Origin of the sequence: Streptomyces sp. NPDC020362, from assembly GCF_040642095.1 — a bacterium.
Classification (GTDB): domain Bacteria; phylum Actinomycetota; class Actinomycetes; order Streptomycetales; family Streptomycetaceae; genus Streptomyces.
Genome location: NZ_JBFAET010000002.1, coordinates 45,308 through 68,228, shown reverse-complemented (window position 1 = coordinate 68,228; position 22,921 = coordinate 45,308). Strand labels below are relative to the sequence as shown.

Below are 22,921 nucleotides of genomic sequence, written 5' to 3'. Positions count from 1 at the left end.
GTCGCACGACGGAGAGCCCCTCTTCCTTCGCGTCGGCGCTCGAGGGTTCTTCTCACCCGCGCCTGAGGATTCCCTTCACCCGCGCTTGAGGCCCAGTACCTCCGCCGCGGCGAACGTCTCCCCCGGCTGCCGGTCCGCATAGTGCGGGGTGAGCAGCGTGTCGAGTTCGTCGTAGGTGAACGTCTCCTGCTTGCTGTCGAACTTCGCCTGCACCCGAGGCCGTTCCATGACCGCGACCATGCCGCCGTGCACGACGAGCAGCTGGCCGTTGATCCGGGCGGCGGCGGGCGAGGCCAGATAGCCGACGAGCGGGGCGACATGCTCGGGGGCAAGCGGGTCGAGGCCGTCCTCGGGCCGGGCCAGGCCCGCGAAGACGTCCTCCGTCATCCGGGTCCGGGCCCGCGGGCAGATCGCGTTGGCCGTGACGCCGTACTTGGCGAGGGCGAGCGCCGTGGAGGTGGTCAGTCCGACGATTCCGCCCTTGGCCGCCGCGTAGTTGGGCTGTCCCGCGGAACCGGCGAGGAACGCCTCCGAGGAGGTGTTGACGATCCTCCCGTACACCGGCCCCCCGGCCGCCTTGGACCGCTCGCGCCAGTGTGCGGCCGCGAAGTGGGTGGTGTTGAAGTGTCCCTTGAGGTGGACGCGGATCACCGAGTCCCACTCGTCCTCGGTCATGGAGAAGACCATGCGGTCGCGCAGGATGCCCGCGTTGTTGACGAGGACGTCCAGCTTGCCGAACTCGGCGATCGCCAGGTCGACCAGGTCGCGGGCCTGCCGGAGGTCGGCGACGTCGCCGGTGTGCGCGACCGCCCGGCCGCCGCTCGCGCGGATCTCGGCGGCGGCCTCCTCGGCGGGGCCTGCGCAGGCCCCGCCGGAGCCGTCGCGGCCGGGCTGTCCGTAGTCGTTGACGACGACGGCCGCGCCGAGCCGGGCGAGTTCGAGGGCTTCGGCCCGGCCGAGGCCGCGCCCGGCGCCGGTGACGACGGCGGACAGCCCTTCAAGTGGCAGTGACATCGGTGGAGTCCTCAGATCTCGATGCACGTACGCAGGGCGGTCCCGGTACGCATCTGGTCCAGTGCCTCGTTGATCTCCGCCAGCGGCACCCGGTGGGTGATCAGGCCCTCCAGGTCGACGCGGCCCGCCCGCCACAGGGCGATGGTGCGCTCGTAGGAGCTGAGGACGTCCCCGCCGCCGTACATGGACGGCAGGATCCGCTTCTCGTCGAAGAACAGCTCGAACATGTTGAGCTGCAGGAAGTCGTCCAGGGCGCCCGCGCCGACCACGACCAGGGTGCCGCCGCGCCGGGTGTTCTCGTACGCGGTGCGGGCGGTGGCGGACCTGCCGACGACCTCGAAGACGTAGTCGAAGCCCTCGCCGCCGGTGACCTGCTGCTTGGCGTCGGCCAGCTCCTCCGGCGAGACGGCCTTCGTCGCGCCGAACCTGAGCGCGGACTCGCGCCGGGAGGCGACCGGGTCGACGGCGACGATCTCGGCGGCGCCCTTCAGCCGGGCTCCCTGCACGGCCGAGATGCCGACGCCCCCGCAACCGATGACGGCGACCGAGGAACCGGCCCGGACGTCCGCGGTGTTGAGGGCGGCACCGAGGCCCGTCGTCACCCCGCAGCCGATGAGGGCGGCGATGTCGAAGGGCACGTCCGCGGGGATCGGCACCGCACAGCCGGCGTCCACGACGACCTCCTCGGCGAAGGTGCCGGTGCCGGCGAAGCCGAAGACGTCACCGCCGGGGCGCTTGAAGTTGGGGGTGCCCGCGTTCATGAACCCGGCCAGGCACAGCTGGGTCTGGCCCCGCTTGCAGGCGGCACAGGCGCCGCAGGCGGGCAGCCAGCACAGGACGACCCGGTCGCCCGGCTTCAGGTGGTTCACGTTCTCGCCGACTTCGAGGATCTCGCCCGCACCCTCGTGGCCCGGCACGAAGGGGGCCGGCTGCGGCAGCACCCCGCTCATCGCGGACAGGTCCGAGTGGCACAGCCCGGTGGCCCGCACCCGGACCCTGACCTTGCCGGGCCCGAAGCCCACCGCCTCGATGTCCTCGAGGACCTCCAGCTTGTCCTGGCCGATCTCGTGCAGTACGGCTGCGCGCATGGTGCGGCTCTCCCCTCGACGGTGGGTTGGCTCAGGAGTGTCGGACGATGGTGTCGGCGAGGACCGGCGCGTCGTCCCGCTCCACGGCGCTCACGGCCACCCTGACGCTCCCCTCCTGCCGCCACATGCGGATACGCAGGGTCTCGCCCGGGAACATCACCCCGGCGAAGCGCGTCGTGTACGAGCGGACCCGGGTCACATCGCCCCCGAGCAGCGTGTCCACGACCGCCTTCAGCGTGATGCCGTAGGTGCACAGCCCGTGCAGGATGGGCTTGTCGAACCCGGCACGTCCGGCGAACTCGGGGTCGGCGTGCAGCGGGTTCCAGTCGCCGGAGAGGCGGTAGAGCAGGGCCTGGTCCGCGCGCACGGGGCGTTCGACGGTCCGGTCGGGTTCGCCGGTGGGCGGATCGAGGCGGTTGGACGGGCCGCGGTCGCCGCCCCAGCCGCCCTCGCCGCGTACGAAGATCTGGGAGTCGTCGGTCCACAGCGGGCCGTCGGCGTCGGCGACCTCGGTGCGCAGGACCAGGATGGCGGCCTTGCCCTTGTCGTAGACGGCGGCGAGCCCACGGGTCGCGGTCGCCGTGCCCTCGGCCGGGATGGGGCGGTGGATCTCCACCGTCTGCCCGCCGTGCAGGACCTTGGCGAGTTCGACCTCCACACCGGGCATGGACAGCCCGCTGATCACGCCCGGCGAGCCGGAGCCCGCGACGGTGGCGAAGCTCGGCAGGACCTGCAGCCGGGACTCCAGGGTGTAGCGCAGCTCGTCGGGATCGGTGGCGGGGCTTTCCTTGTCCGGGTTGGCTCCGGCGCCGATGCCGAGGTGGTAGAGCTGGACGTCCTTGGTGCTCCAGGTGATCTCGCCGGTCCGGGGCTCGGCGGCGAGAGCCTTGGCTGCGTCGATGGGCATGGGGCTCCTGACGGGTCTCAAGACCTCGGTGCGGACGTCCGCACCGTCGGCCGCACCGAGGTCGTCCACGGGGCGGATCTAGAACGCGTTCCAGTCCGGCGCCCCCTGTATAGCCCAGCACTCCACAGTTGTGAAGGCTCCTGACGTCGCGTCAGATGGTGGGGCTGTGACATTTGTACTGCCCGAGTGCGGACATCCGCATCTGCCGGGGCGGCGCCCGGGCTCCTACCGTCGTAGGCATGGCACAGACGCAGCGCGCCGTGTCCCGTACGGGGGCGGTCGAGGCCGGGCCCGGACCGGTACCCCGGTCGCCGAGGGGCGCCGGCCCCGCCCCGGTGCGATCATCATGCCGACCATCCGGCTGCCGGCGTGCGGTTCGTACGCTGTGCTGTCGCACCGCCCCGGGGCGGGCACCATCTGATCGGGGGAACAGGAACATGTCGTGGTGGACGGAGACGAGACGCCGCATCCAGTGCATGCGCGAGGCGCGGGCCCGCTGGCAGGCGGACATGGAGGCCTTCAAAGTCGCGCAGCGGGCCGCCAGGAAGAGCGGGAAGGCTCCGACCGTCGACCACCCGGGCCCGCCGCCCACCGGCTTCGCCCTGCTGCCCTGGCTGCTGATGGGCATGGGGGCCTTCTCCAACCTGCTCCAGGGCAGGACCCCCAACCCGTGGATCGGCGCCCTGGGCCTGCTGGCCTTCAACTCCCTGTACGTCTACGTCACCTTCCGCGCCTTCGACCGCGCGAAGCGCGAGGCGGTCTCCACCCGGGTGGCGCTGCTGCTGATGGCCCTGCTGACCACGGGCCTGGCCGTCGGGTACGGCGGCAACTGGCTGATGTACTTCCCGCTGCTCGGCCTCGCGACCGGCGCCACCCTGCGCGGCCCCTGGCTGGGCCGTACCGGCGTGCTGCTCGCGGCGTACGCGGGGGCCGTCTCCGGGGTCCGTGACGGATGGGGAGACGCGTCGAACATCGGCTACGCAACCTTCCTGTCGAGCATGGTGACCGCCGCGATCCTCGGTCTGTCCGAGGCCGTGCGCGAGCTGCGTGCCGCCCGGGAGGAGCTGGCCCGGCGGGCGGTGGAGAAGGAGCGGCTGCGTTTCTCCCGCGATCTGCACGACCTCCTCGGGCACACCCTGTCGGTGATCGTGGTGAAGTCGGAGGCGGCCCGGCGGCTGGCGCCGCGCGACATGGACGCGGCGCTGGCGCAGATCGGCGACATCGAGTCGGTGGGCCGGCAGGCCCTCACCGAGATCCGCGAGGCGGTGACCGGCTACCGCGAGGGCAGCATGGCCACCGAGCTGACCCGGGCCCGCTCGGCGCTGTCCGCGGCGAGCGTGGAGCCGGTGGTGCGCCAGTCCGGGACGCCGCTGGCCCCGCAGACCGAGGCGCTGCTCGGCTGGGTGGTGCGCGAGGCGGTCACCAACGTCGTCCGGCACAGCGACGCCACCCGCTGCGAGATCACCGTCGAGAGCACCACCGAACAGGTACGGCTCACCGTCACGGACAACGGCACCGGCAAGGCGGTCAGCCGGCCGCGCGAGGGCATCGGCGGCACCGGCCTGAAGGGGCTGACCGAGCGCCTCGCGGCGGCGGGCGGCTCCCTCACGGCCGGCCCGTCGCCGCGCGGCGGCTTCGCGGTCACCGCCGGGCTCCCGGTGGAGCCGACGCAGCCGGCTGCGGCCGTGGCGGCTACGGCGCCCAGGGCGGGCTGACCGCCCAGCTCACGTCGTCGCTCCACGAGGTGCTGCTGTCCCACGCGTTGGATCCGCCGTTGCTCGCCACGTAGACGTCGTAGTCGTAGTGGCGCAGGTACTTCGACGGGTAGTTGTACGAGGCGAACGAGGTACCGGTGCCACTCCTGCCGGTCTGCGGGCAGAAGGTGGCGTCGGCCCGGAACTGGCCGGTGCCGTCCATGGGTTGTTTGTGGATCCGGAAGTCGTAGTGGCGCAGGAAGTCACCGGGATGGTTCCTCGACTCGAAGGAGACACAGGAGCTGTCCGCGAGCCCCCGGCGCACGATCCAGGTCGCGTCGTTCCTGTCGAGGGAGGAGCTGCCGGACGTCACCGGGGAGAGGACGCCCGCGCCGTCCTGGTGGCGGAGGTAGTCGGTGGTGCAGCAGGGCGTCGTCGCGCGCAGCGAGATCTCCGAGCCGGGGCCGAGCGTGCCGGTGCTGCCGGTGGGGCCGCCGTAGCCGACGGAGACGATGTTGCTCTGCACGGCGTCGTCGGCGGCGTCCGTCGGGATGCCGGAGGTCATCACGCCCTCGAAGAAGGACCCGATGGAGCCGTTGCTGTTGTCGCCGCCGGTGCCGAGGACGATCGCGCCCTCCTGGTGCATCGGCGCGTAGCCACCGGCGGTCGGCTCGCCGCCGGAATAGGTCGTCGTCAGTCCGCCGGATTGCGCATTTCCGTATTTCAGCGCGAAATGATTCTGCCCGTTGTTCTTCAGCAGCGCGGTCACGAACGGCAGCGGTCCGGTGCCGGTGCCGGACGTGTTCCTGCTGTTCCCGGCGTCCGACTGGAACAGCCCGTTCTCGAGGTCGGCCTGCACCCAGGGACCCTGCCCGTAGCACGGGGAGAACCAGCACTCGGTGCCGAAGTTGATGGCGTCCATGTGGCCGTTGCCGGTGTCCTTGTTGTTGGTCTCGGCGTTGCCGTAGTCGAAGCAGCAGCGGTTGTTGACGTGGGTGCCGGAAGTCACCATGTACATCCCCTCGGCCTGGCCGTTCACGGCCACGCCCGAGGTCGAGTTGTCCCGGTAGCCCATGCCGGCGGAGATCTCCAGGCCGTAGACCTGGTGCCCGCCGACGGTCACCGGCAGGGCGTCCGCGGGCGCTCCCACGTCGGCCGCGCCGGCCCCGCCCGCGCCCTCGACGGTGAGGTCGTTGTGGCGCGGGGACTGGTCGTAGATCTCGGTGATGATGCAGGTCGTGCCGGAGCAGAAGGAGTCCTGGGCGGCCGCGTTCGCGTATCCGCCGGGTGCCTGCAGGCCTATGTTCGCGGCGGCGCCGTCGGAGGCCCGCTGCACCCGGTAGAGCGGGCCTCCGTACGACGAGTGGAGCGCCCGGACGAGGCTGTGTGCGGCGACGCAGGGCGTGCCCGCGGCCGCGTAGACGTCACAGGGCAGCGAACTCGCGGCGGCGGCCTGCGGGGCGCCGACGCCGACGACGAGCGCGGCGACGGTGGCGAGGGCCGCGAGCACGGACAGGGCGGCGTCCTTGAGCCGCCGCGGGCAGGAGCGCAGGAGTCTGGGGGACACGTGCACCTCTTCGGTTCCTCGTAGGGGGGTGTGGGGGTCGGCCGGATTGGTCGATATACCGAACGTCGTTCGATCGAAATGCCGAACCTAATCGACGTCGAAATACCGAACAATTACGGGAAATTCAGAGGCGATTGTTTGCGGACCGCCGACGGCCGTCAACCCCGCGGACCCGAACAATGAAGACTCTTTAATGGGCCCGTCCTTGGCTACGCTTGGGCCGTGAAGAACATCCGAGTCCTGCTCGCCGAGGACCAGGGCATGATGCGCGGCGCCCTCGCCCTGCTGCTCGGTATGGAGGACGACATCGAGGTGGTCGCCCAGGTCTCGACCGGCGACGCGATCCTGCAGGCCGCGCTGCTGCACCGGCCGGACGTGGCGCTGCTGGACATCGAACTCCCGGGCATCAGCGGCCTGGACGCGGCGGCCGAACTGCGTGAACAGGCGCCCGGCTGCCGGGTGCTGATCCTGACCACCTTCGGGCGGCCCGGCTATCTGCGCCGGGCCATGGAGGCCGGAGCGGCCGGGTTCCTCGTCAAGGACGGGCCGGTGGAGGAGCTGGCCGCGGCGATCCGGCGGGTGCTCACCGGGGAGACGGTGGTCGATCCGGCGCTGGCCGCGGCCGCGCTCAGCGCCGGTCCGAATCCGCTGACCGCCCGGGAGTGCGAGGTACTGAAGGCGTCGGCGGACGGCGCGACCGTCGCGGACGTCGCCGCCCGGCTCCATCTGTCCGAGTCGACGGTCCGCAACTACCTGTCCTCCGCCATCGGCAAGACGGGTACGCGCAACCGGGCGGAGGCAGTGCGGGAGGCCCGGCAGCAGGGGTGGCTGTGACCTCCCGGAAGGGTTGCCTCGTCACCTCTCGGAGGAGTTGTCCCGCCACCTCCCCGGGGGCTGCCTCGCCACCTCCCCGGGGGGCTGCCTCGCCACCTCCCCGAGGTGCTACTTCGTCACCTCCGCCGACGCGTAGGACGTCCCTTCCGGTGCCACGCACGTGAACCAATTGGCCCCCCGGAAGCCGTCCACCGAGCGGATCGCCGATCCCGTGTCGTGGGCGGAGAAGCCCTCGGCCGGCTCGGCCACGGACGTCGTGCCGTCCTTCCAGCGGCAGGTGACCTGCCGGGCGGTCTTGGCGACGATGCCGATCACCAGCCGGCCGGAGCTCTCACCGCCGGTTCCCAGCCGGGTCGCGGCGGCCTCCATGTCCGTACCGGAGAACCGCTCGAACTTCTCGACCGAGTTGAACATCACCTGCTGCGGCCGGTCGATCTCGCCCCAGCCCCGGACCGCGAAGAAGGAGGTCATGCCGATCAGGTCGGCGGGCTCGTCGCCTTCCGCCGGCTTGATGCCCAGCTCGGCCATGGCGTCGAACTGCCGGTCCGCCTCGGCCTTGTTGCGCGGCGCTCCCCACACCTGGACGGTGACGTTCCACCCTTTGCCCCGGTAGGTCCCCCTCGCAATCTCGGTCCGCTGCGGCTCGTACACATGCCGCTCCTCGGCCGAGGCGGGCGGCTTCGCCACGTTCGCCTGCCGGTCCGCATGGCCGCCGCCCGGCAGCCCCGTCACCGCCAGGGCGCCCGTCGTCCCGGCCACCACCAGCGCCGTGGCCGACGCCACCGCCCACCGCCGGGCCCTGCGCCGCCGGCCGCCGCGCAGCACCGCCTGCACCGGGGCCGTACCGATCTCGACCTCGTCCGCGGCGTCCGCGAGGAGGAAGGCGATGTCCGTCTGCGTCATGTCGTGCATCTCCCGGTCCGCGCCCATCACTTCCGCCCTCCCTGCGTCACCATCTCCACCAGCCCCGGCAGGGCACGGAGTTTCGCGATGCCCTTGGCCGCGTTGCTCTTGACCGTGCCGACCGAGCAGCCCATCGCCTCCGCGGTCTGGGTCTCCGTCAGGTCCTCCCAGTAGCGCAGGACCACCGCCTCCCGCTGCCGCCCGGGCAGCTGGGCGAGCGCCTTGAGCAGTGCGCTGCGGTCGTCGGCCTGCGCGATCCGGTCGCCCGTCTCGGGCACCTCGTGCACCAGGCCCGAGTCGTCCTTCGGCGCCAGGAACTCCTTGAGCCGTCTTCTGTGCCTGCGGGCATGCGCGTTGATCATCACGCGCCGTACGTACGCCTCCGGGTCGTCGGCGGAGCCGACCTTGCGCCAGTGCACATAGACCTGTTCGAGCGTCGACTGGACCAGGTCCTCCGCGGCGTGCTGCTCCCCCGTGAGGAGAAACGCCGTGCGCATCAGCCGCGGCCAGCGGCCGATCATGAAGCTCTGGAACTCCCCGTCCCGAGCCTGCTTCCGATCCCCCATGGGCACCTCCTTGATGTCAAAAGGAGTCCACGGGCCGCCCGGACCGTTGCCTCAGTGCGCGGAACTCGGAGAAATCTTCCGCGGCAGCCACAGCAGCATGAGCACCGCCCCGCCCAGCAGCACCCCGGTCCCGGCCCGGAACGCCAGCGCGTACCCCTCGGTCAGGGCCTCGGCCCCGACGCCGTCGCCGGTGCGGGCGGTGCGCGCGGCGGCGATCGTCGACATGACCGCGAGCCCGATCGAACCGCCCATCGTGCGCGAGGTGTTGACCAGACCGGACACCAGCCCGGCGTCCGAGGGCGTTGCCCCCGAGGTGGCGAGCGCGGCCAGCGGCGTCGCCGAGAGCCCGGCGCCCAGCATCATGAGGATCCCGGGGACCATGATGGAGGTCAGGTAGGCGCCGTGGGCGCTCATCGTCGACTGCCACGCGAACCCGGCGGCCGCCACCAGTGCCCCCAGCACGGCCACGTTCCGTGCGCCCAGCGTCGGCAGGTAGCGGGGCGCCAGCTTGGAGCCGAGGACCACCGCCAGGGAGCTGGGCACCAGGGCGAGTCCGGCGCCCAGCGGCGAGTAGCCGAGCACGTTCTGCGCGTACAGCGTCATGAAGAACCACATGCAGAACATCGCCGAACCGCTCAGGAACATCGCCGTGTTCGCCGACGCCACCGAGCGCAGCCGGAAGAGTCCGAGCGGCATCAGCGGGGCCGCGGTGCGGGCCTCGACGGCGAGGAACGCACCGACCAGGGCGAGTCCGGCGGCCAGCGGCACCAGCGTGGCCGCCGCGGTCCAGCCCTCGGCCTCGGTCTGCGAGATGCCGTAGGCCAGCGTCGCCAGACCCGCCGTCACCAGCAGCGCGCCCGGCAGGTCGAGCCGCCGCCCGTCCCCCGCGCGGCTCTCCGTCAGCCACTTCAGCGAGCCGGCCAGCACCACCGCGCCCACGGGCACGTTGATCAGCAGCACCCAGCGCCAGGACAGCGTGTCCACCAGCGCCCCGCCGACCAGTCCGCCCGCGGCTCCGCCGCCCGCGCCCACCGCCGTCCAGGTGGCGATCGCCCGCGCCCGGGCCGGGCCCTCGGGCACAGCCGCCGTCAGCAGCGTCAGCGTCGAGGGCGCCAGCACCGCCGCGCCCAGCCCCTGAACGGCCCGCGCGAGCAGCAGCTGCCAGCCCTCCTGGGCGAGCCCGCCGCCCAGCGAGGCCAGCGTGAACAGGCCGAGCCCGACCAGGAACATCCGCTTGCGCCCGTACAGGTCCCCGGCCCGCCCGCCGAGCAGCATGAACCCGGCGAACGCGATGGCGTACGCGTTCACCACCCACTGCAGGCCCGATGCGCTCAGCCCGAGGTCCGTGCGCATCGAGGGCAGGGCGACGTTCACCACCGACACGTCGAGCACGACCAGGAACTGTCCGGCGCAGGCCAGCGCCACCACGAGCCAGGTGGGCGAGGTGACGCGGCGGGATATGAGGGGCGAGGTGTCGGCGGCTTCCAGCATGAGTGTCATGCTCTCAACCCGGTTACGGTCCTTGCATCGGCATTTCGGACCACCGGGTCCTGGGTCGTACGTCCTACGCCTGGACGGCACCGAGGGCTACGCCTGGACCGCACCGCGTGCTACGCCTGGACCGCACCGCGTGCTACGCCTGGACCGCACCGAGCGCCACGGCCGGACTACACCGCCCTCAGCAGGGTCACCACCGCGGCCCCGCCCAGACCGATGTTGTGGGCGAGACCCACCCGGGCCCCGGCCACCTGCCGCTCCCCCGCCTCGCCGCGCAGCTGCCAGACCAGTTCGGCGGCCTGGGCGAGGCCCGTCGCACCCAGCGGGTGGCCCTTGGAGATCAGCCCGCCGGACGGGTTCACCACCCAGCGGCCGCCGTACGTCGTCGCCCCGGACTCCACGAGCTTGCCGGACTCCCCGGCCGGGCACATGCCGAGCGCCTCGTAGGTCAGCAGTTCGTTGACGGAGAAGCAGTCGTGCAGCTCCACGACGTCCACGTCCTCGATGCCGAGCCCGGACCTCTCGTACGCCTGCCCGGCCGCCTCGCGGGACATCGGCTGCCCGACGACGTCGATGCAGGAGCCGGACGCGAAGGACTCCTCGGTGTCCGTGGTCATGGCCTGCCCGGCGATCTCGACCAGTCCGGTCAGGGAGCGCTCCTCGGCGAACCGCTGCGAGACCACCACGGCCGCGGCGGCGCCGTCCGAGGTCGGCGAGCACTGGAGCTTGGTCAGCGGCCTGTGCACCGTGCGTGCGGCGAGGATGTCGGCCACCTCGTACACGTCCCGGAACTGGGCGTAGGGGTTGTGCGCCGAGTGGCGGTGGTTCTTGGCGGCGACGGCGGCGAGCTGGGCCTCGGTGGTGCCGTACCTCTCCATGTGCTCGCGGGCCGCGTCGCCGAAGATCTGCGCGGTCGGCGGGGTCATCTCGAAGCCGTGCCGGGCGGCCATGACCCCGTAGTGCCGCGCCACCGGAGAGGTCGAGCTCCAGTCATCAGCGGCTCCGCCGCGGGCGCCCCCGTCCGCGCCCGGGCCGAGCGCGCCCTTCTTCATCTTCTCGAAGCCGAGCGCCAGCACGCAGTCGCAGGCGCCGCCCTCGACCAGCTGGCGGGCCAGCATCAGGGCGGTCGCGCCGGTCGCGCAGTTGTTGTTGACGTTGTAGACGGGGACGCCCGTCAGGCCGAGTTCGTAGGCGGCTCGCTGGCCGGCGGTCGAGGGCTGGAAGCAGTAGCCGACTGGAACTTGTTCCACATCGGTGTACGCGAGACCGGCGTCCGCGAGCGCCGCTCCACCCGCCTCCCGCACCATGTCCCAGTAATGCCATTCCCGGGTCTCGGGCTTCTCGAAGCGGGTCATCCCGACCCCGGCGACATAGGCCTTCATGGCGCGCAGATTAGAACGTGTTCCATCAATACACCAGACCCTGACGGTGGCTCAGAAACCCATGGGCCGGTCAAGAATTCATTAGAGGCCCGAAGCAACGGAATAGTTGCCTGTGCATACGAGGTTGAGACAGCACTCATCTCGCGCGGAAGGCCTTTGCCCCATGACCCACACGACGACCGACCAGCCCGACCGGAGGGCCGGCGCGGCAGTGGTCCCGGTGCTCGCCTTCGCGGGCATCGTCGTCGCGGTGATGCAGACGCTGCTCGTGCCGGTCATCAAGGACCTGCCTCAGCTACTGGACACCGCCCCCAGCAATGCCACCTGGGTCCTCACCTCGACCCTCCTGTCCGGAGCCGTGGCCACCCCGATCATGGGCCGGCTCGGCGACCTCTACGGCAAGCGGCGCATGCTGATCCTCAGCCTCGCCGTGATGGTGGCCGGCGCCCTGGTCAGCGCGCTCACCAGCGCGTTGCTCACCATGATCGTGGGCCGTATCCTCCAGGGCTTCGCCATGGGCGCGATCCCGCTCGGCATCGGCCTGATGCGGGACATGCTGCCGCGCGAGAAGCTCGGCTCGGCCATGGCCCTGATGAGCTCCTCCATAGGCGTGGGCGGCGGCCTCGCGCTGCCCGCCGCCGCCCTGGTCGCGCAGCACACGAACTGGCACGCCCTCTTCTACGGCGCCGCCGGCCTCGGCGCGCTCGCCATCGTCCTGACCCTCCTCGCCGTGCCGGAGTCCCCGATGCGCGCCGAGGGCTCCTTCGACCTGCTCGGCGCGCTGGGCCTGTCGACCGGCCTGGTGCTGCTCCTGCTGCCCATCACCAAGGGCAGCGACTGGGGCTGGTCCTCCGGCACGACGCTCGGCCTGTTCGCCGCGTCCGCCGTCGTCCTCGTCCTGTGGGGCCTGTTCGAGCTGCGCGTGAAGGCACCGCTGGTCGACCTGCGCACCACCGCCCGCCGCGAGGTGCTGCTCACCAACCTCGCCTCGATCATGGTCGGCGTCAGCTTCTACGTCGTCTCACTGGTCCTGCCCCAGCTGCTCCAGCTGCCGAAGGCGACCGGCTACGGCCTCGGCCAGTCCATGGTCGTCGCGGGCCTGTGCGTGGCCCCGCTGGGCCTGACGATGATGTTCACCGCACCGGTCTACGCCCGCCTGTCCGCCCGCTACGGCCCCAAGGTCACCCTGATCACCGGCCTGCTGATCATCGCCATCGGCTACGGCGGCGGCCTCGGCCTGATGGACGCGGCCTGGCAGACCATCGTCACCTCGGTCGTCCTCGGCGCGGGCATCGGCCTCGCCTACTCCTCGCTGCCCGCGCTGATCGTCGGCGCGGTCCCGGCCTCGGAGACCGGCGCGGCCAACGGCCTCAACACGCTGATGCGGTCCATCGGCACGTCCGTCTCCAGCGCCGTCATCGGCATGGTGCTGGCCAACACGGCGAACAACGTGGGCGGGATCGCGATCCCGACCATGCACGGCTTCCGCGTCTCCTTCCTGATCGCCACTGCCGCCGTCGCGGTCGGCCTGCTGCTCGCGGTGTTCCTGCCGAAGGCGGCCCGCCCTGCCCCGCAGCAGCACACGCAGTTGCGCGCGAGCAGCGAGGAGGAGGCCGGCATCGAGCACGCCGAGGAGGTCCTGCAGGGCTTCCGCGGCCGGGTGCTGGACGCCGGCGGCGCCCCCGTCGCGCGCGCCAAGGTCACCCTGATCGACCGCCGGGGCCGCCAGGCGGGCGCGACCCTCTCCGAGGCGGACGGCAGCTACGCCCTCGCGGTCCCGGCCCAGGGCGCCTACGTCCTGGCCGCCAGGGCCGCCGGACACGGCCCGCACGCCTCGTCCGCGACCCACGCCGGGGACGAGCGGGCGGTCGAGCTGGACCTCGCACTGCCGGGCGAAACCGTCCCGACCCGCTGAACTCCCGCCGCGGCGAACCTTTTTCGCCGGGTCCGCCCGGCATCCGGGGCCCGGAACCGGACGAGAAGGGTTCGCCGCGCCGCCACACTTCCTTGACCATTCGTTCCGGGCGACGTCACTTTGTGCACATGAGGTGAAGCGGCTGCCGGCCAGGTCGTCCGGCGGGGGAGCTGGGAACGGGGCGGTGTGTGGGGCGGTCTCCCGGTCACGCGGCCACCGGACCGTACGCCGAACGGACACAGGGGGATTTTCTCTGTCATGAGCATGACCAAGTTCACGCGTATCTCCGCGGTCGCCGCCGCGGCCGTGTGCGCACTAGCGCTCCCGGACTCCGCCCACGCCGCGATCATCACGTCCCACCTCCAGAACGTGCAGACCGACCACTGCATGGCGATCCCCGACTCCAGCACGGCCAACGGGGCCGACGTCATCCAGTGGACGTGCAACCACAACAAGGACCAGCAGTGGATCCTGCAGGGCGTCGGCGGCGACAACGGCGACCGCGTCCGCGTCCGGAACGTCCACAGCGACAAGTGCCTCGCCATGCCCGACGCCGACACGGCCAACGGCACCCGGGCCATCCAGCGGACCTGCAACGGCGGCAGCGAGCAGACCTGGATCTACGACAGCATCGGCCGCCTGCGCAACGTGCACAGCGACCGCTGCCTGGCGGTGCCCAACGGCAGCATGACCAGCGGCACCGGGATCGTCCAGTGGACCTGCACGACGAACAGCGACCAGAGGTGGGCGCAGAGTTGAGAACCCTCCGTGTCCCACTGCCGCGCAGACGGCGAAACGCCCTCGCCACGGCCGCCCTCGCCCTGGCGGTCGCGCCCCTGCCTACCGGCTCCTCGCCGACCGGACCGATCGGCACGGCAGCCGCGGCCGAGAGCAGCGCGACCGCCGGCAGCCCCGTCCAGGCCCGGCTCTACGACCAGGGCACCGGCAAGTGCCTGGCCGACCCCAACTCCGACACCTCCAACGGAACCGTGCTCATCCAGTGGACATGCAGCACCAGCCAGAGCAAGTACTGGACGCTCGAACCGGTGGCGGGCGGATACCACGTGCGCAACCAGGCCAGTGACAGGTGCCTCGCCATCGGCAGCGGCAGCCTGGCGGGCGGCGCCAAGGCCATCCAGTGGACCTGCGGCAGCGGCAAGGAACAGATCTGGGTCCACGACGACCTCGACCGGCTGAAGAACCTGAACAGCAGCCTGTGCCTGGCCATCCCCAACACCAGCACGACGGGCGGCACGGAGGCCGTCCAGTGGACCTGCTCCGCCAACGAGGACCAGCAATGGCTGTGGTGACCCGCACACGAGCGGGGCTCGTGCTCCTGACCGCGCCGGCCGTCGCCCTGGCCGGCCTCCTGCTGCCCCGCCCCGCCTCCGCCGAGGGCACCTCCGGCGAACACACCGTCCACACGGACACCGCGACGGAGGGCGACGGCCCCCGCACCCCCGCCGTCATCAGCACCGGCGCGAACAACGCGGTGGTGGCCTGGCGGGAGGGCTTCCTGCCGGGGAAGGTGGACCACGGCTACATCCGGTACGCGTACACCACCGACGGCGGCGCGACGTGGAGCCGCCCCCGGACGCTGGCCCAGGAGACCAGCGCGTACTCCTGGCACTACGTCATCCTCTACCGGGCGGGCAACCAGCTCTTCGCCTACCTCGGCCGCACCACGGCCAAGGAACCCGGCACGACCGACGACAACACCGACGGCCTGCCGATCGACGGCATCGTCGTCAAGCGCAGCACCGACGAGGGCCACACCTGGCAGGACTACCCCGTCACCATGCCGTTCTACGACGCCGCGACCAATCCGTCGGGCATCAAGAACCTCGTCATGGCCGGGCGCCCGCTCCAGCTGGCCGACGGCACCCATGTCATCCCGTTCTGGTCCTCGGGCCGGAAGAACGGGGTGCTGCGGTCCACGGACCTGAAGAACTGGACCGCCGGCGCCATGGTCCCGGACCCGAGCGGCTACCAGGGCGCCGAGTCCCAGATCGCCGTCTCGCAGGACGACCCGAACAAGCTGGTCATGGTCGCCCGCAGCGGCGGACCGGCCTCCGCCCCGACCGCCACCAGCTCCGACGGCGGCAGGACCTGGACGCCCTTCACGCTCGACACGAACCTGCCGAGCCACGACGTGAAGAGCTGCTTCACCAAGGACAGCAACGGGACGTACCTGTACATCTACAACACCGCCGCCGACCGCGACGTTCTCCAGTACAAGGTCAGACGTCCCGGTCAGGCCTGGAGCGCGGACAGGTTCCTCGCCGACGGGGCCACGGCCGACGAGGACCCGACACCGGCCGGTACGGGGGCGGGCTGGGACACCTACGCCATGGCGGACGAGTACGCGCCCGGCAAGTTCTACGTCACCTGGGAGTTCGACACCTCGCACATCAAGGTGATGAAGCTCGACATATCGGACACGACCGGCTAGTCCGCAGCCGTACCACTCCGTGCCCGCCGTCCGTACCCCCTGTCGCCCGCCCGGCAGGGGGTACGGCAGCATGGAGCGCCCACCCGCACATGCGACCGAGAGGACCCCCATGCCCGCGGCACCCAAGCCCGAGATCCTGGCCGCGTTCGAGACCGCCAAGGGGTTCATGCCCACGGACGAGGGACTGGCCCTGTACGCGGCGGCCGTGGAGGCCGGACGGCTGGGGCTGCCCCTGCTGGAGGTCGGCACGTACTGCGGGCGGTCCACCGTCCTGCTCGCCGACGCCGCCCGCGAGGCCGGCGTCACCGCGCTCACCGTCGACCACCACCGGGGCAGCGAGGAGCAGCAGCCGGGCTGGGAGTACCACGACCCGGAGACCGTGGACCCCGAGATCGGCCTGATGGACACGCTGCCGACCTTCCGCCGCACCCTGCACGGGGCGGGCCTGGAGGACCACGTGGTCGCACTCGTCGGCCGCTCCCCGCAGATCGCCGCGATCTGGAACTCCCCCCTCGGCCTCGTCTTCATCGACGGCGGCCACACCGACGAGCACGCGAGCGCCGACTACGAGGGCTGGGCCCCCCATGTGGCCGAAGGCGGCCTGCTCGTCATCCACGACGTCTTCCCGGACCCGAAGGACGAGTTCACCGGCCAGGCGCCGTACCGGGTCTACCTGAGGGCCCTGGAGTCGGGCGCATTCACGGAGATCTCGGTGGCCGGGTCGCTGCGCGTCCTGCGGCGAACGGAAGCGGGGATCAGGACCCACGGTTAGAGTCGCACTCGTGTCGTACGTAGGCCCTGACTTCGAACCGCCGCAGCCCCGTCGCCCCCGGCGCGGGCCGCTGACCGTCGCGCTCGCCGCACTCGTGCCCGGCGCGCTGCTGGGCTGGCTGGTGTACGAGACGGTGGGCGGATCCGGCGGCTCGGACGGCTCGGACACCGCGGGCGCGCGGACCTCCGCCTCGCCGAGCACGGCCGAGCCCTGGTCGGCGCCCGCCACCGACGACGGCAAGAAGCCGAGCACGACGCCCACCGGCTCCGCCCCCGCCGGCTCCGGCTCCCTCGAGGGCAAGGTCGTCGTCATCGACCCGGGCCACAACCCCGGCAACTTCGAGCACACGGCCGAGATCAACCGCCAGGTGGACATCGGCACGAACAAGAAGGAGTGCGACACCACCGGCACGTCCACCAACTCGGGCTACACCGAGGCCCGGTTCACGATGGACGTGGCCCACCGGCTGCGCGCGATCCTGGAACGGCAGGGCGCCACGGTGAAGCTGACGCGCGACGGCGACTCCCCGCCCTGGGGCCCGTGCGTCGACGAGCGGGCCCGGATCGGCAACACGGCGCACGCGGACGCGGCCATCTCCATCCACGCCGACGGGTCGGCGCAGGGCAACCGCGGCTTCCACGTCATCCTCCCGGCGTCCGTGCACGCCGGCGCCGCCGACACCCGCCCCATCGTCGGCCCTTCGCGCGACCTGGGCGAGCGCATCGCGGGCCGGTTCGTGAGCGTCACCGGCGAGCCCCCCTCCAACTACGTCGGCGACGGCACCGGTCTCGTCACACGTCAGGACCTGGGTGGTCTCAATCTGTCAACAGTTCCCAAGGTCTTCATCGAGTGCGGCAACATGCGGGATAGCAAGGACGCGGCACTGCTGACCAGCGGCGCCTGGCGGCAGAAGGCCGCGCAAGGGATCTCTGAGGGAATCGTGAGTTTCCTGCGCGAGTCGTGACCGGCGGGCGGAACCGGCCGGACAGCAGGATCTTGCGGACGATAGTGTCTACCGACGACGAGACGACTCACGAAGGACCTGAAGTGAATATCCGCTCCCTCACTAGAGGCGATGGCGTGGTGATCGGAGCAGCGGTGTTGCTGTTCATCGCGTCGTTCCTCGACAACTACTCGTACGACGGGGCAGACGGCCTCGACCTCCCGAACCTGTGGGACAGCGGACCGGTACTGCTCAGCGTCGTCCTCGCGGGCCTCATCGGGGCGGGGCTCCTCGTCTTCACCCGCACCACGGACAAGCCGCTCAAGGTGGCGGGCCTGGACCTCGGTCAGTTCGGCGTCGCATTCACCGTCTTCGCCGCATGGAGCGCCCTCGGCAACGTCATCGACCCGGCCGGCGGCGCGAACAACTTCGGCAACATCGGCAAGGGGCCGAGCGCCGGCACCGGCCTGGTCCTCGCGCTCATCGCCACCCTGGTGATGGCCGCCGCAGCGGTCGCCACCCCCCTGGTCCCCGCCCTGCAGGCCGCCCTGGTCCCGGCTGCCAAGCCGGCCGCGCCGCAGCCCTACGGCGCCCAGCCGCCCGGTGGTTACGGCTACCCGGGCGCCCAGCCGCAGCAGCCCTACGGTGCGCAGCCGCAGCCGGGCCAGCCGTTCGGGCAGCCGGGCCCGCAGGGTGCTCCGGGTGCACAGGGTGCACCGGGCGCCTCGGCCGCCCCGGCGCCGCAGCCGGCCGCCGCGGACTTCTCGCCGTTCTGGTTCGCCGTTCCGGTGGCGCGCGCGCTGTTCGCGGAGGACGGCTCGCCGACCCCGATCGCCGAACTGGCGCCGGGCACCTGGTACCTGGCGGTCGAGCAGCGCGGCGCGCAGCTGATCGCGCAGACCCAGGACGGCCGCCGCGGTGTGCTCCAGGACACCTCCGGGATCCAGCGCGGCTGAGCCGCACCGGTACCGTCGCACACGGCCCCTCGCCCTTCCGGGCGGGGGGCCGTTGCCGTACAGTCGCCTCCCGATGTGAACTGACGGTCCGTCAGGAGGCAGGCATGCGGCTCGGTCTGGCACTCGGCTACTGGGGGCGCGGTCCGGGCGCCGGCCACGTGGAGCTGGCCCAGGAGGCGGAGCGGCTCGGGTACACCTCCGTGTGGACGGCCGAGTCCTGGGGCTCGGACGCCTTCACCCCGCTGACCTGGATCGCCGCTCAGACGTCAACGATCGCTCTGGGCACGGCAGTTGCCCAGATGGCCGCCCGCTCGCCGACCACGACCGCCATGCATGCGCTGACCCTCGACCACCTCTCCGGCGGGCGCATGCTGCTCGGGCTGGGTCTCTCCGGGCCGCAGGTGGTGGAGGGCTGGTACGGCCGCCCGTTCCCGAAGTCGCCGCTGACCGCGACCCGGGAGTACGTGGACGTCGTACGGCAGGTGCTGCGGAGACAGGGGCCGGTGGAGTCGGACGGGCGCTTCCATCCGCTGCCCTACCGGGGCGCGGACGGCACGGGGCTCGGCAAGGCGCTGAAGCCGATCACCCATCCCCTGCGCCGCGACCTGCCCGTCCTGCTGGGTGCGGAGGGCCCCAAGAACGTGGCCCAGACGGCGCGGATCGCCGACGGCTGGCTGCCGTTGTACTGGGCGCCGAGCCGGCCGGAGGTGTACGGGGACGCGGTACAGGAGCTGCCCGAGGGGTTCGTGGTGGCCCCGATGGCGCGGGTGACGGTGTGCGACGACGTCGCCGAGGGGCTTCTCCCCGTCAAGGCCATGCTCGGCTTCTACATCGGCGGGATGGGGCACGCGGCCCGCAACTTCCACGCCGACCTGATGGCCCGCATGGGCTATGAGGAAGAGGCCCGGCGTATCCAGGAGTTGTTCCTGGCCGGGCGGCGCGAGGAGGCCGTGCTGGCGGTGCCGGACGCCTTCGCCGACGAGATCTCTCTGGTCGGCCCCCGCGAACGCATCGCTGAGCGGCTGGAGTTGTGGCGAGGGGGTCCGGTGACCGACCTGCTGGCCCTGTCACCGGACCCGCGCACCCTCCGGGTTCTGGCGGAGCTGAACTCCTAGCCACCGGTCAGCTGTGAGGCGGACGGCACCTTGTCCTTGACCGGCGCGCCGGCGCTGCTCCCGGCGTCCTTGACCTTGTTGATGATGTCGTCGAAGGCGCCTGCCGCGTCCGTGTCACCGCTGCGCAGCTTGGACGGCAGGTCCTTGAGCGCTGCGATACCGGCGGTCAGCGGGGCGAGGGCCTTGGCGAGCGTGGGGTCGCCCTGGGCGTTGCGCTGGGCCGCCTTGAGCCGGTTGTAGGTGAAGGCGCCGGCGAGACCTGCCTTCACCAGGGCCAGCTTGCGGCCGTGGGCGCCCTTCTTGAACTTGCCCGCCTTCCAGGGCTTCACGATCCACTGGTAGGTGGCGCCGGCCGCGAGGGCCGCGTTCGCGACGAAGCGGGTCTTGGCGAACTTCTGGCGCTCGGCGGACGTGGTCGGGCTGGGCTCGGCCGCGTTGACGATGGCCACTGCCGCGGTGTCCTTCGTGGTGGTCTTCTCGCTGCTGCCGCAGGCGGTGGAGCCGGCCACCAGGGCGCAGCACAGGGTGAGCGCCACACAGAGGCGCCGTATCGGTATGGGCACGGGGTCCTCCGGACATGTGTCTCCCCGAGCGGATTTCACCTCCGGCCAGCGTCACCCGAACGGCCGCTGTGCGCCACTCGGGACGGCTGTGGCGTCCCGGGTTGACCGGGCCCGGGTTTCGTGCCCCGGGGTGCGGCAGTCCGGGTTCCGGCGCGTTCTCCTTCGACGGGGCCCGGGCGCGCGTCGTCGCCGACGTCTCGATTCCCCCGCACGGCCGCAGACCGGCCGGGGCGTCCCCGCACCGATCACCGGGATCACGTTCTTGCAGGTCAGGGCTGTGGGACATCCCTCGATGTCCCTGGGACGCCGAGGTGTGTGGTGCGCCTCGGCGGCCGGTTCCACAGTGGTGACAGGTCTCGGGACGGTCCCGGGCCCAAGGGGAGACGCACGGTGAGACGTCGAGTGTGCCCGCAGGGCAACTGCGACAGGTTCTACGCACAACCCGATTCCCGGCTGCGGCCGGGAGTCATCGGTTATCGGGGGTTTCGGCTGGCCGGTGGTCCGGCACGGGAACGGCTCGTGGTGCCGCGGGGGACGGTGTCCCTGCTGATCGGCTTCCACGGGGAGACGCATGTCGGCCGCCATGTGGGCGGGCGTTCGGGCACCTCCGGTTTCCGGCACACCTCGGTCATCTCGGGCCTGCACACCGGCGCCAGGGTGCTCGGTCACCACGGCGAACTGCAGGGAGTCGAGGTGACGCTCGCCCCGTGGGCCGCTCATCGCCTGCTCGCCGGCACCACGCTGGGCGAGCTGGCGGACGGCGTGGCGGATCCCGCCGAGGTGCTGGGGCGGCGTTTTCGCGGTCTCGGCGAGATGCTGGAGGCGGCGCCGTGCTGGCAGGAGCGCTTCGCACGACTCGACCGGGCCCTGCTGGACTGGACGTTCGATGCCGCCCCGGCCCGCGAACCCTCCCCGGTCGTGCTGCAGGCCTGGGAGATCCTCACCCGCACCGCGGGCGCCGTCGCCATGGGCGAGGTGGCGGCGCGAACCGGCTGGAGCCTGCGCCACCTTGAGACCCGCTTCCGGGAGCAGATCGGACTCACCCCCAAGAAGCTCGCCCGCGTGCTCCGCCTGAACCGCGCGATGTGGATGCTGTCCACGGGCCGCAGAGCGGCCGACACCGCGCTCGAGTGCGGTCTGTACGACCAGTCGCATCTGAACCGCGAGTTCAGAGCGATGACCGGCATGCCGCCCGGCCGCTTTCTCGCCGACAGATCGCAGTCCAGTTTCTGGCTCGCCGGCTGAACGCGCTCGCCCCGGGACCGTGCGGCCCGGCGGACGGCGGAGTTCATCACCGCTCGTTTTCGTCCAATACGCCGTCGCGGGCCGGGTGTCAGCCTTCGATACGCACGGCCCGTCCGGCCGATCGTTGACCTATCTCTGTGGGAGACCTGATGAAGAAGACCCTGACCGCGCTCGCGGCCGCCGGTGTCGTCGCCGCGTCGCTGATCGCCACCGCTCCCGCGGCCTCCGCCTCCGGTTGTGTCTCCAGCACGCTCACCACCGGTCTGACCCAGCCCGCCACGGTGGCGTACAAGGCGGCCAGCGGCTGCCGCGACCTGAACCTCACCTACGCCCACGACACTTCCGGCCAGGGCCGTGACTACTACGAGGGCTGGTACAAGAACTCCTCCGGCAACTGGACCGCGGGTTCCGCCGGGTGGATCCAGGTCCCGGACGGCTCGTACGCCGCCGGCCGGATCGTCCTGGTCTCCGACCTGACCAGCGGCCGGGCGTTCGGTGTCACCAGCCTGTTCGACAGCGGCGACACCGTCGTCATCACGCACTGATGGCGGTGGGCGCCGGCGCCCACCGCGACGGCGCCCACGGGCGTTCCCCTGTCCCGCATCCTCCCGGAGGTACCGCGAGCCATGCCTCGCATCGCTCGAAGCACACGTGGCCTGCGCGGCCTGGGCATCGTCCTGGCGTGCCTCGTCATGTCACCGGCCCTGAGCGGGTGTTCCGGCCCTCCGGCCAGGGCGGCGTCCGATCCGGTGCCGTCGCCCCGCCCGGCGTCCGTGACCTACGGCGTGCCGGCGGATCCGGTCTCGATGGTGCTGCCGACGACCGGTGAGCAGTCCCGTACGACGCAGGGCCTGGCCGCCTTCGGGAAGCTGGCTGCCGCCTGGGTGATGTCCGACTGTGCACGGCAGCACGGTGGGACCGTGCCCGACGGGCCACCGCCCGCCTTCACCCGCTACTCCATGCTGCCCGACCTGAGCTTCCTCAGGGCCCATGGTTTCGGGGGCGGGACCCTGGTTCCCGGTGCGCCGCCGGCCGGCCGGAGCCCGTCCGGCCATGCGGCCGCCACCGGGGCGGAGTTGCGGCAGTGCGCGGCGCGGGCCGGGGCCGTCGCCCGTGGCCTTCAGCAGATCTACGCCCCCCTGCAGTCCGAGTGGTTCACGCGGTTGGCCTCGCTCGACCTGGAACCCGAAGTGCGAGGCGCCCAGCGCGCGTTCGCGCGGTGTCTCGGCGACCACGAGGTGAACGCCGGGGACGAGGGCGCCTTCTTCCAGCTCGTCGACCGCCGTCTGCAGGCTTCCGACGCCGCCGGCGCGCGCGGCCTGGCGGTCGTGTACGCGACCTGCATGAAGCCGGTGGAGTCCGCCCGGCAGCCGTTGCGCAAGGAGCTCGCCCGGACGTTCCGCGCGGAGCACACCCGCGAGATCGCCGAGGTGCGCGCGGAACTTCCGGGCGAGATCCACAAGGTGGAGAAGCGCTACGGGATCCGCTTCTCGGTGCCCCGGCTGTGA

The 22,921-nt window shown here is 71.8% G+C and carries 22 protein-coding genes; 13 read left to right on the top strand and 9 right to left on the bottom strand.

What is annotated here, in order from left to right; translation table 11 throughout:
* Positions 1–75: 75 nt before the first annotated feature.
* The 3 genes from AB0H32_RS01545 to AB0H32_RS01535 are packed head-to-tail and all read right to left on the bottom strand — an operon-like array spanning position 76 to position 3,009.
* Entirely contained in the window at positions 76–1,014 is a 939-nt protein-coding gene (locus AB0H32_RS01545) for a 3-oxoacyl-ACP reductase (protein WP_361112445.1), read from the bottom strand.
* A gap of 11 nt (positions 1,015–1,025) precedes the next feature.
* Entirely contained in the window at positions 1,026–2,102 is a 1,077-nt protein-coding gene (locus AB0H32_RS01540) for a Zn-dependent alcohol dehydrogenase (RefSeq protein WP_361112442.1), read from the bottom strand.
* Positions 2,103–2,133: 31 nt separating this feature from the next.
* Positions 2,134–3,009, bottom strand: coding sequence for a MaoC/PaaZ C-terminal domain-containing protein (locus AB0H32_RS01535; protein WP_361112439.1), 876 nt, complete (start codon positions 3,007–3,009; stop codon positions 2,134–2,136).
* Between the two features lie 437 nt (positions 3,010–3,446).
* Between AB0H32_RS01535 and AB0H32_RS01530 the strand changes: the two genes are divergently transcribed.
* The gene (locus tag AB0H32_RS01530; protein ID WP_361112436.1) at positions 3,447–4,724 is read left to right on the top strand and encodes a sensor histidine kinase; all 1,278 of its coding nucleotides are present in this window, start codon (positions 3,447–3,449) and stop codon (positions 4,722–4,724) included.
* Here AB0H32_RS01530 and AB0H32_RS01525 read toward each other — a convergent pair.
* Positions 4,702–6,270: an alpha-L-arabinofuranosidase B gene (locus AB0H32_RS01525; RefSeq protein ID WP_361112433.1), complete on the bottom strand. Its 1,569-nt coding sequence runs from the start codon at positions 6,268–6,270 to the stop codon at positions 4,702–4,704. The two genes, AB0H32_RS01530 and AB0H32_RS01525, sit on opposite strands and share 23 nt — an antisense overlap.
* Positions 6,271–6,492: 222 nt before the next feature.
* Between AB0H32_RS01525 and AB0H32_RS01520 the strand changes: the two genes are divergently transcribed.
* Positions 6,493–7,104 (top strand): response regulator transcription factor, encoded by a 612-nt coding sequence (locus tag AB0H32_RS01520; RefSeq protein WP_361112430.1) that lies wholly within the window; start codon positions 6,493–6,495, stop codon positions 7,102–7,104.
* 108 nt (positions 7,105–7,212) lie between these two features.
* Here AB0H32_RS01520 and AB0H32_RS01515 read toward each other — a convergent pair whose 3' ends face one another.
* From AB0H32_RS01515 to AB0H32_RS01500, 4 genes are all read right to left on the bottom strand, one after another.
* Positions 7,213–8,007: a hypothetical protein gene (locus tag AB0H32_RS01515; protein WP_361112427.1), complete on the bottom strand. Its 795-nt coding sequence runs from the start codon at positions 8,005–8,007 to the stop codon at positions 7,213–7,215.
* A 26-nt stretch (positions 8,008–8,033) separates the two neighbouring features.
* Positions 8,034–8,573, bottom strand: coding sequence for a SigE family RNA polymerase sigma factor (locus tag AB0H32_RS01510; RefSeq protein WP_361112424.1), 540 nt, complete (start codon positions 8,571–8,573; stop codon positions 8,034–8,036).
* Between the two features lie 51 nt (positions 8,574–8,624).
* Complete coding sequence (locus tag AB0H32_RS01505; RefSeq protein WP_361112421.1) at positions 8,625–10,073, bottom strand: MFS transporter; 1,449 nt, start codon at positions 10,071–10,073, stop codon at positions 8,625–8,627.
* Positions 10,074–10,240: 167 nt separating this feature from the next.
* Entirely contained in the window at positions 10,241–11,452 is a 1,212-nt protein-coding gene (locus tag AB0H32_RS01500; RefSeq protein ID WP_361112418.1) for a beta-ketoacyl synthase N-terminal-like domain-containing protein, read from the bottom strand.
* Positions 11,453–11,615: 163 nt separating this feature from the next.
* On the opposite strand from AB0H32_RS01500, the gene AB0H32_RS01495 reads away from it, so the two are divergent.
* The 8 genes from AB0H32_RS01495 to AB0H32_RS01460 all read left to right on the top strand — a co-directional run bounded on the left by AB0H32_RS01495 (position 11,616) and on the right by AB0H32_RS01460 (position 19,605).
* Positions 11,616–13,367 (top strand): MFS transporter, encoded by a 1,752-nt coding sequence (locus tag AB0H32_RS01495; protein ID WP_361112415.1) that lies wholly within the window; start codon positions 11,616–11,618, stop codon positions 13,365–13,367.
* A gap of 258 nt (positions 13,368–13,625) precedes the next feature.
* The gene (locus tag AB0H32_RS01490; protein ID WP_361112412.1) at positions 13,626–14,126 is read left to right on the top strand and encodes an RICIN domain-containing protein; all 501 of its coding nucleotides are present in this window, start codon (positions 13,626–13,628) and stop codon (positions 14,124–14,126) included.
* Positions 14,123–14,677: an RICIN domain-containing protein gene (locus tag AB0H32_RS01485; RefSeq protein WP_361112409.1), complete on the top strand. Its 555-nt coding sequence runs from the start codon at positions 14,123–14,125 to the stop codon at positions 14,675–14,677. The genes AB0H32_RS01490 and AB0H32_RS01485 overlap by 4 nt, the downstream gene beginning before the upstream one ends.
* A complete protein-coding gene (locus tag AB0H32_RS01480; RefSeq protein WP_361112406.1) occupies positions 14,665–15,819 on the top strand; it encodes a sialidase family protein in 1,155 nt (384 codons plus the stop codon). Before AB0H32_RS01485 ends, AB0H32_RS01480 begins: the two co-directional genes overlap by 13 nt.
* Positions 15,820–15,928: 109 nt before the next feature.
* Positions 15,929–16,591, top strand: coding sequence for a class I SAM-dependent methyltransferase (locus AB0H32_RS01475; RefSeq protein ID WP_361112403.1), 663 nt, complete (start codon positions 15,929–15,931; stop codon positions 16,589–16,591).
* A 10-nt stretch (positions 16,592–16,601) separates the two neighbouring features.
* On the top strand, positions 16,602–17,555 hold the full coding sequence (locus AB0H32_RS01470) for an N-acetylmuramoyl-L-alanine amidase (RefSeq protein WP_361112399.1): 954 nt from the start codon (positions 16,602–16,604) through the stop codon (positions 17,553–17,555).
* A gap of 83 nt (positions 17,556–17,638) precedes the next feature.
* Positions 17,639–18,490 (top strand): hypothetical protein, encoded by an 852-nt coding sequence (locus tag AB0H32_RS01465; protein ID WP_361112396.1) that lies wholly within the window; start codon positions 17,639–17,641, stop codon positions 18,488–18,490.
* Between the two features lie 104 nt (positions 18,491–18,594).
* On the top strand, positions 18,595–19,605 hold the full coding sequence (locus AB0H32_RS01460) for an LLM class F420-dependent oxidoreductase (protein WP_361112392.1): 1,011 nt from the start codon (positions 18,595–18,597) through the stop codon (positions 19,603–19,605).
* On the opposite strand, the gene AB0H32_RS01455 is transcribed toward AB0H32_RS01460, so the two are convergent.
* Positions 19,602–20,168, bottom strand: coding sequence for a hypothetical protein (locus AB0H32_RS01455; RefSeq protein ID WP_361112389.1), 567 nt, complete (start codon positions 20,166–20,168; stop codon positions 19,602–19,604). The genes AB0H32_RS01460 and AB0H32_RS01455 overlap by 4 nt on opposite strands.
* 390 nt (positions 20,169–20,558) lie before the next feature.
* Here AB0H32_RS01455 and AB0H32_RS01450 point away from each other — a divergent pair, with 390 nt between their 5' ends.
* The 3 genes from AB0H32_RS01450 (at position 20,559) to AB0H32_RS01440 (ending at position 22,921) form a co-directional block, all read left to right on the top strand.
* The gene (locus AB0H32_RS01450; protein WP_361112386.1) at positions 20,559–21,413 is read left to right on the top strand and encodes a helix-turn-helix domain-containing protein; all 855 of its coding nucleotides are present in this window, start codon (positions 20,559–20,561) and stop codon (positions 21,411–21,413) included.
* Between the two features lie 149 nt (positions 21,414–21,562).
* Complete coding sequence (locus tag AB0H32_RS01445; protein WP_361112383.1) at positions 21,563–21,958, top strand: hypothetical protein; 396 nt, start codon at positions 21,563–21,565, stop codon at positions 21,956–21,958.
* An 81-nt stretch (positions 21,959–22,039) separates the two neighbouring features.
* Complete coding sequence (locus AB0H32_RS01440) at positions 22,040–22,921, top strand: hypothetical protein (protein ID WP_361112380.1); 882 nt, start codon at positions 22,040–22,042, stop codon at positions 22,919–22,921.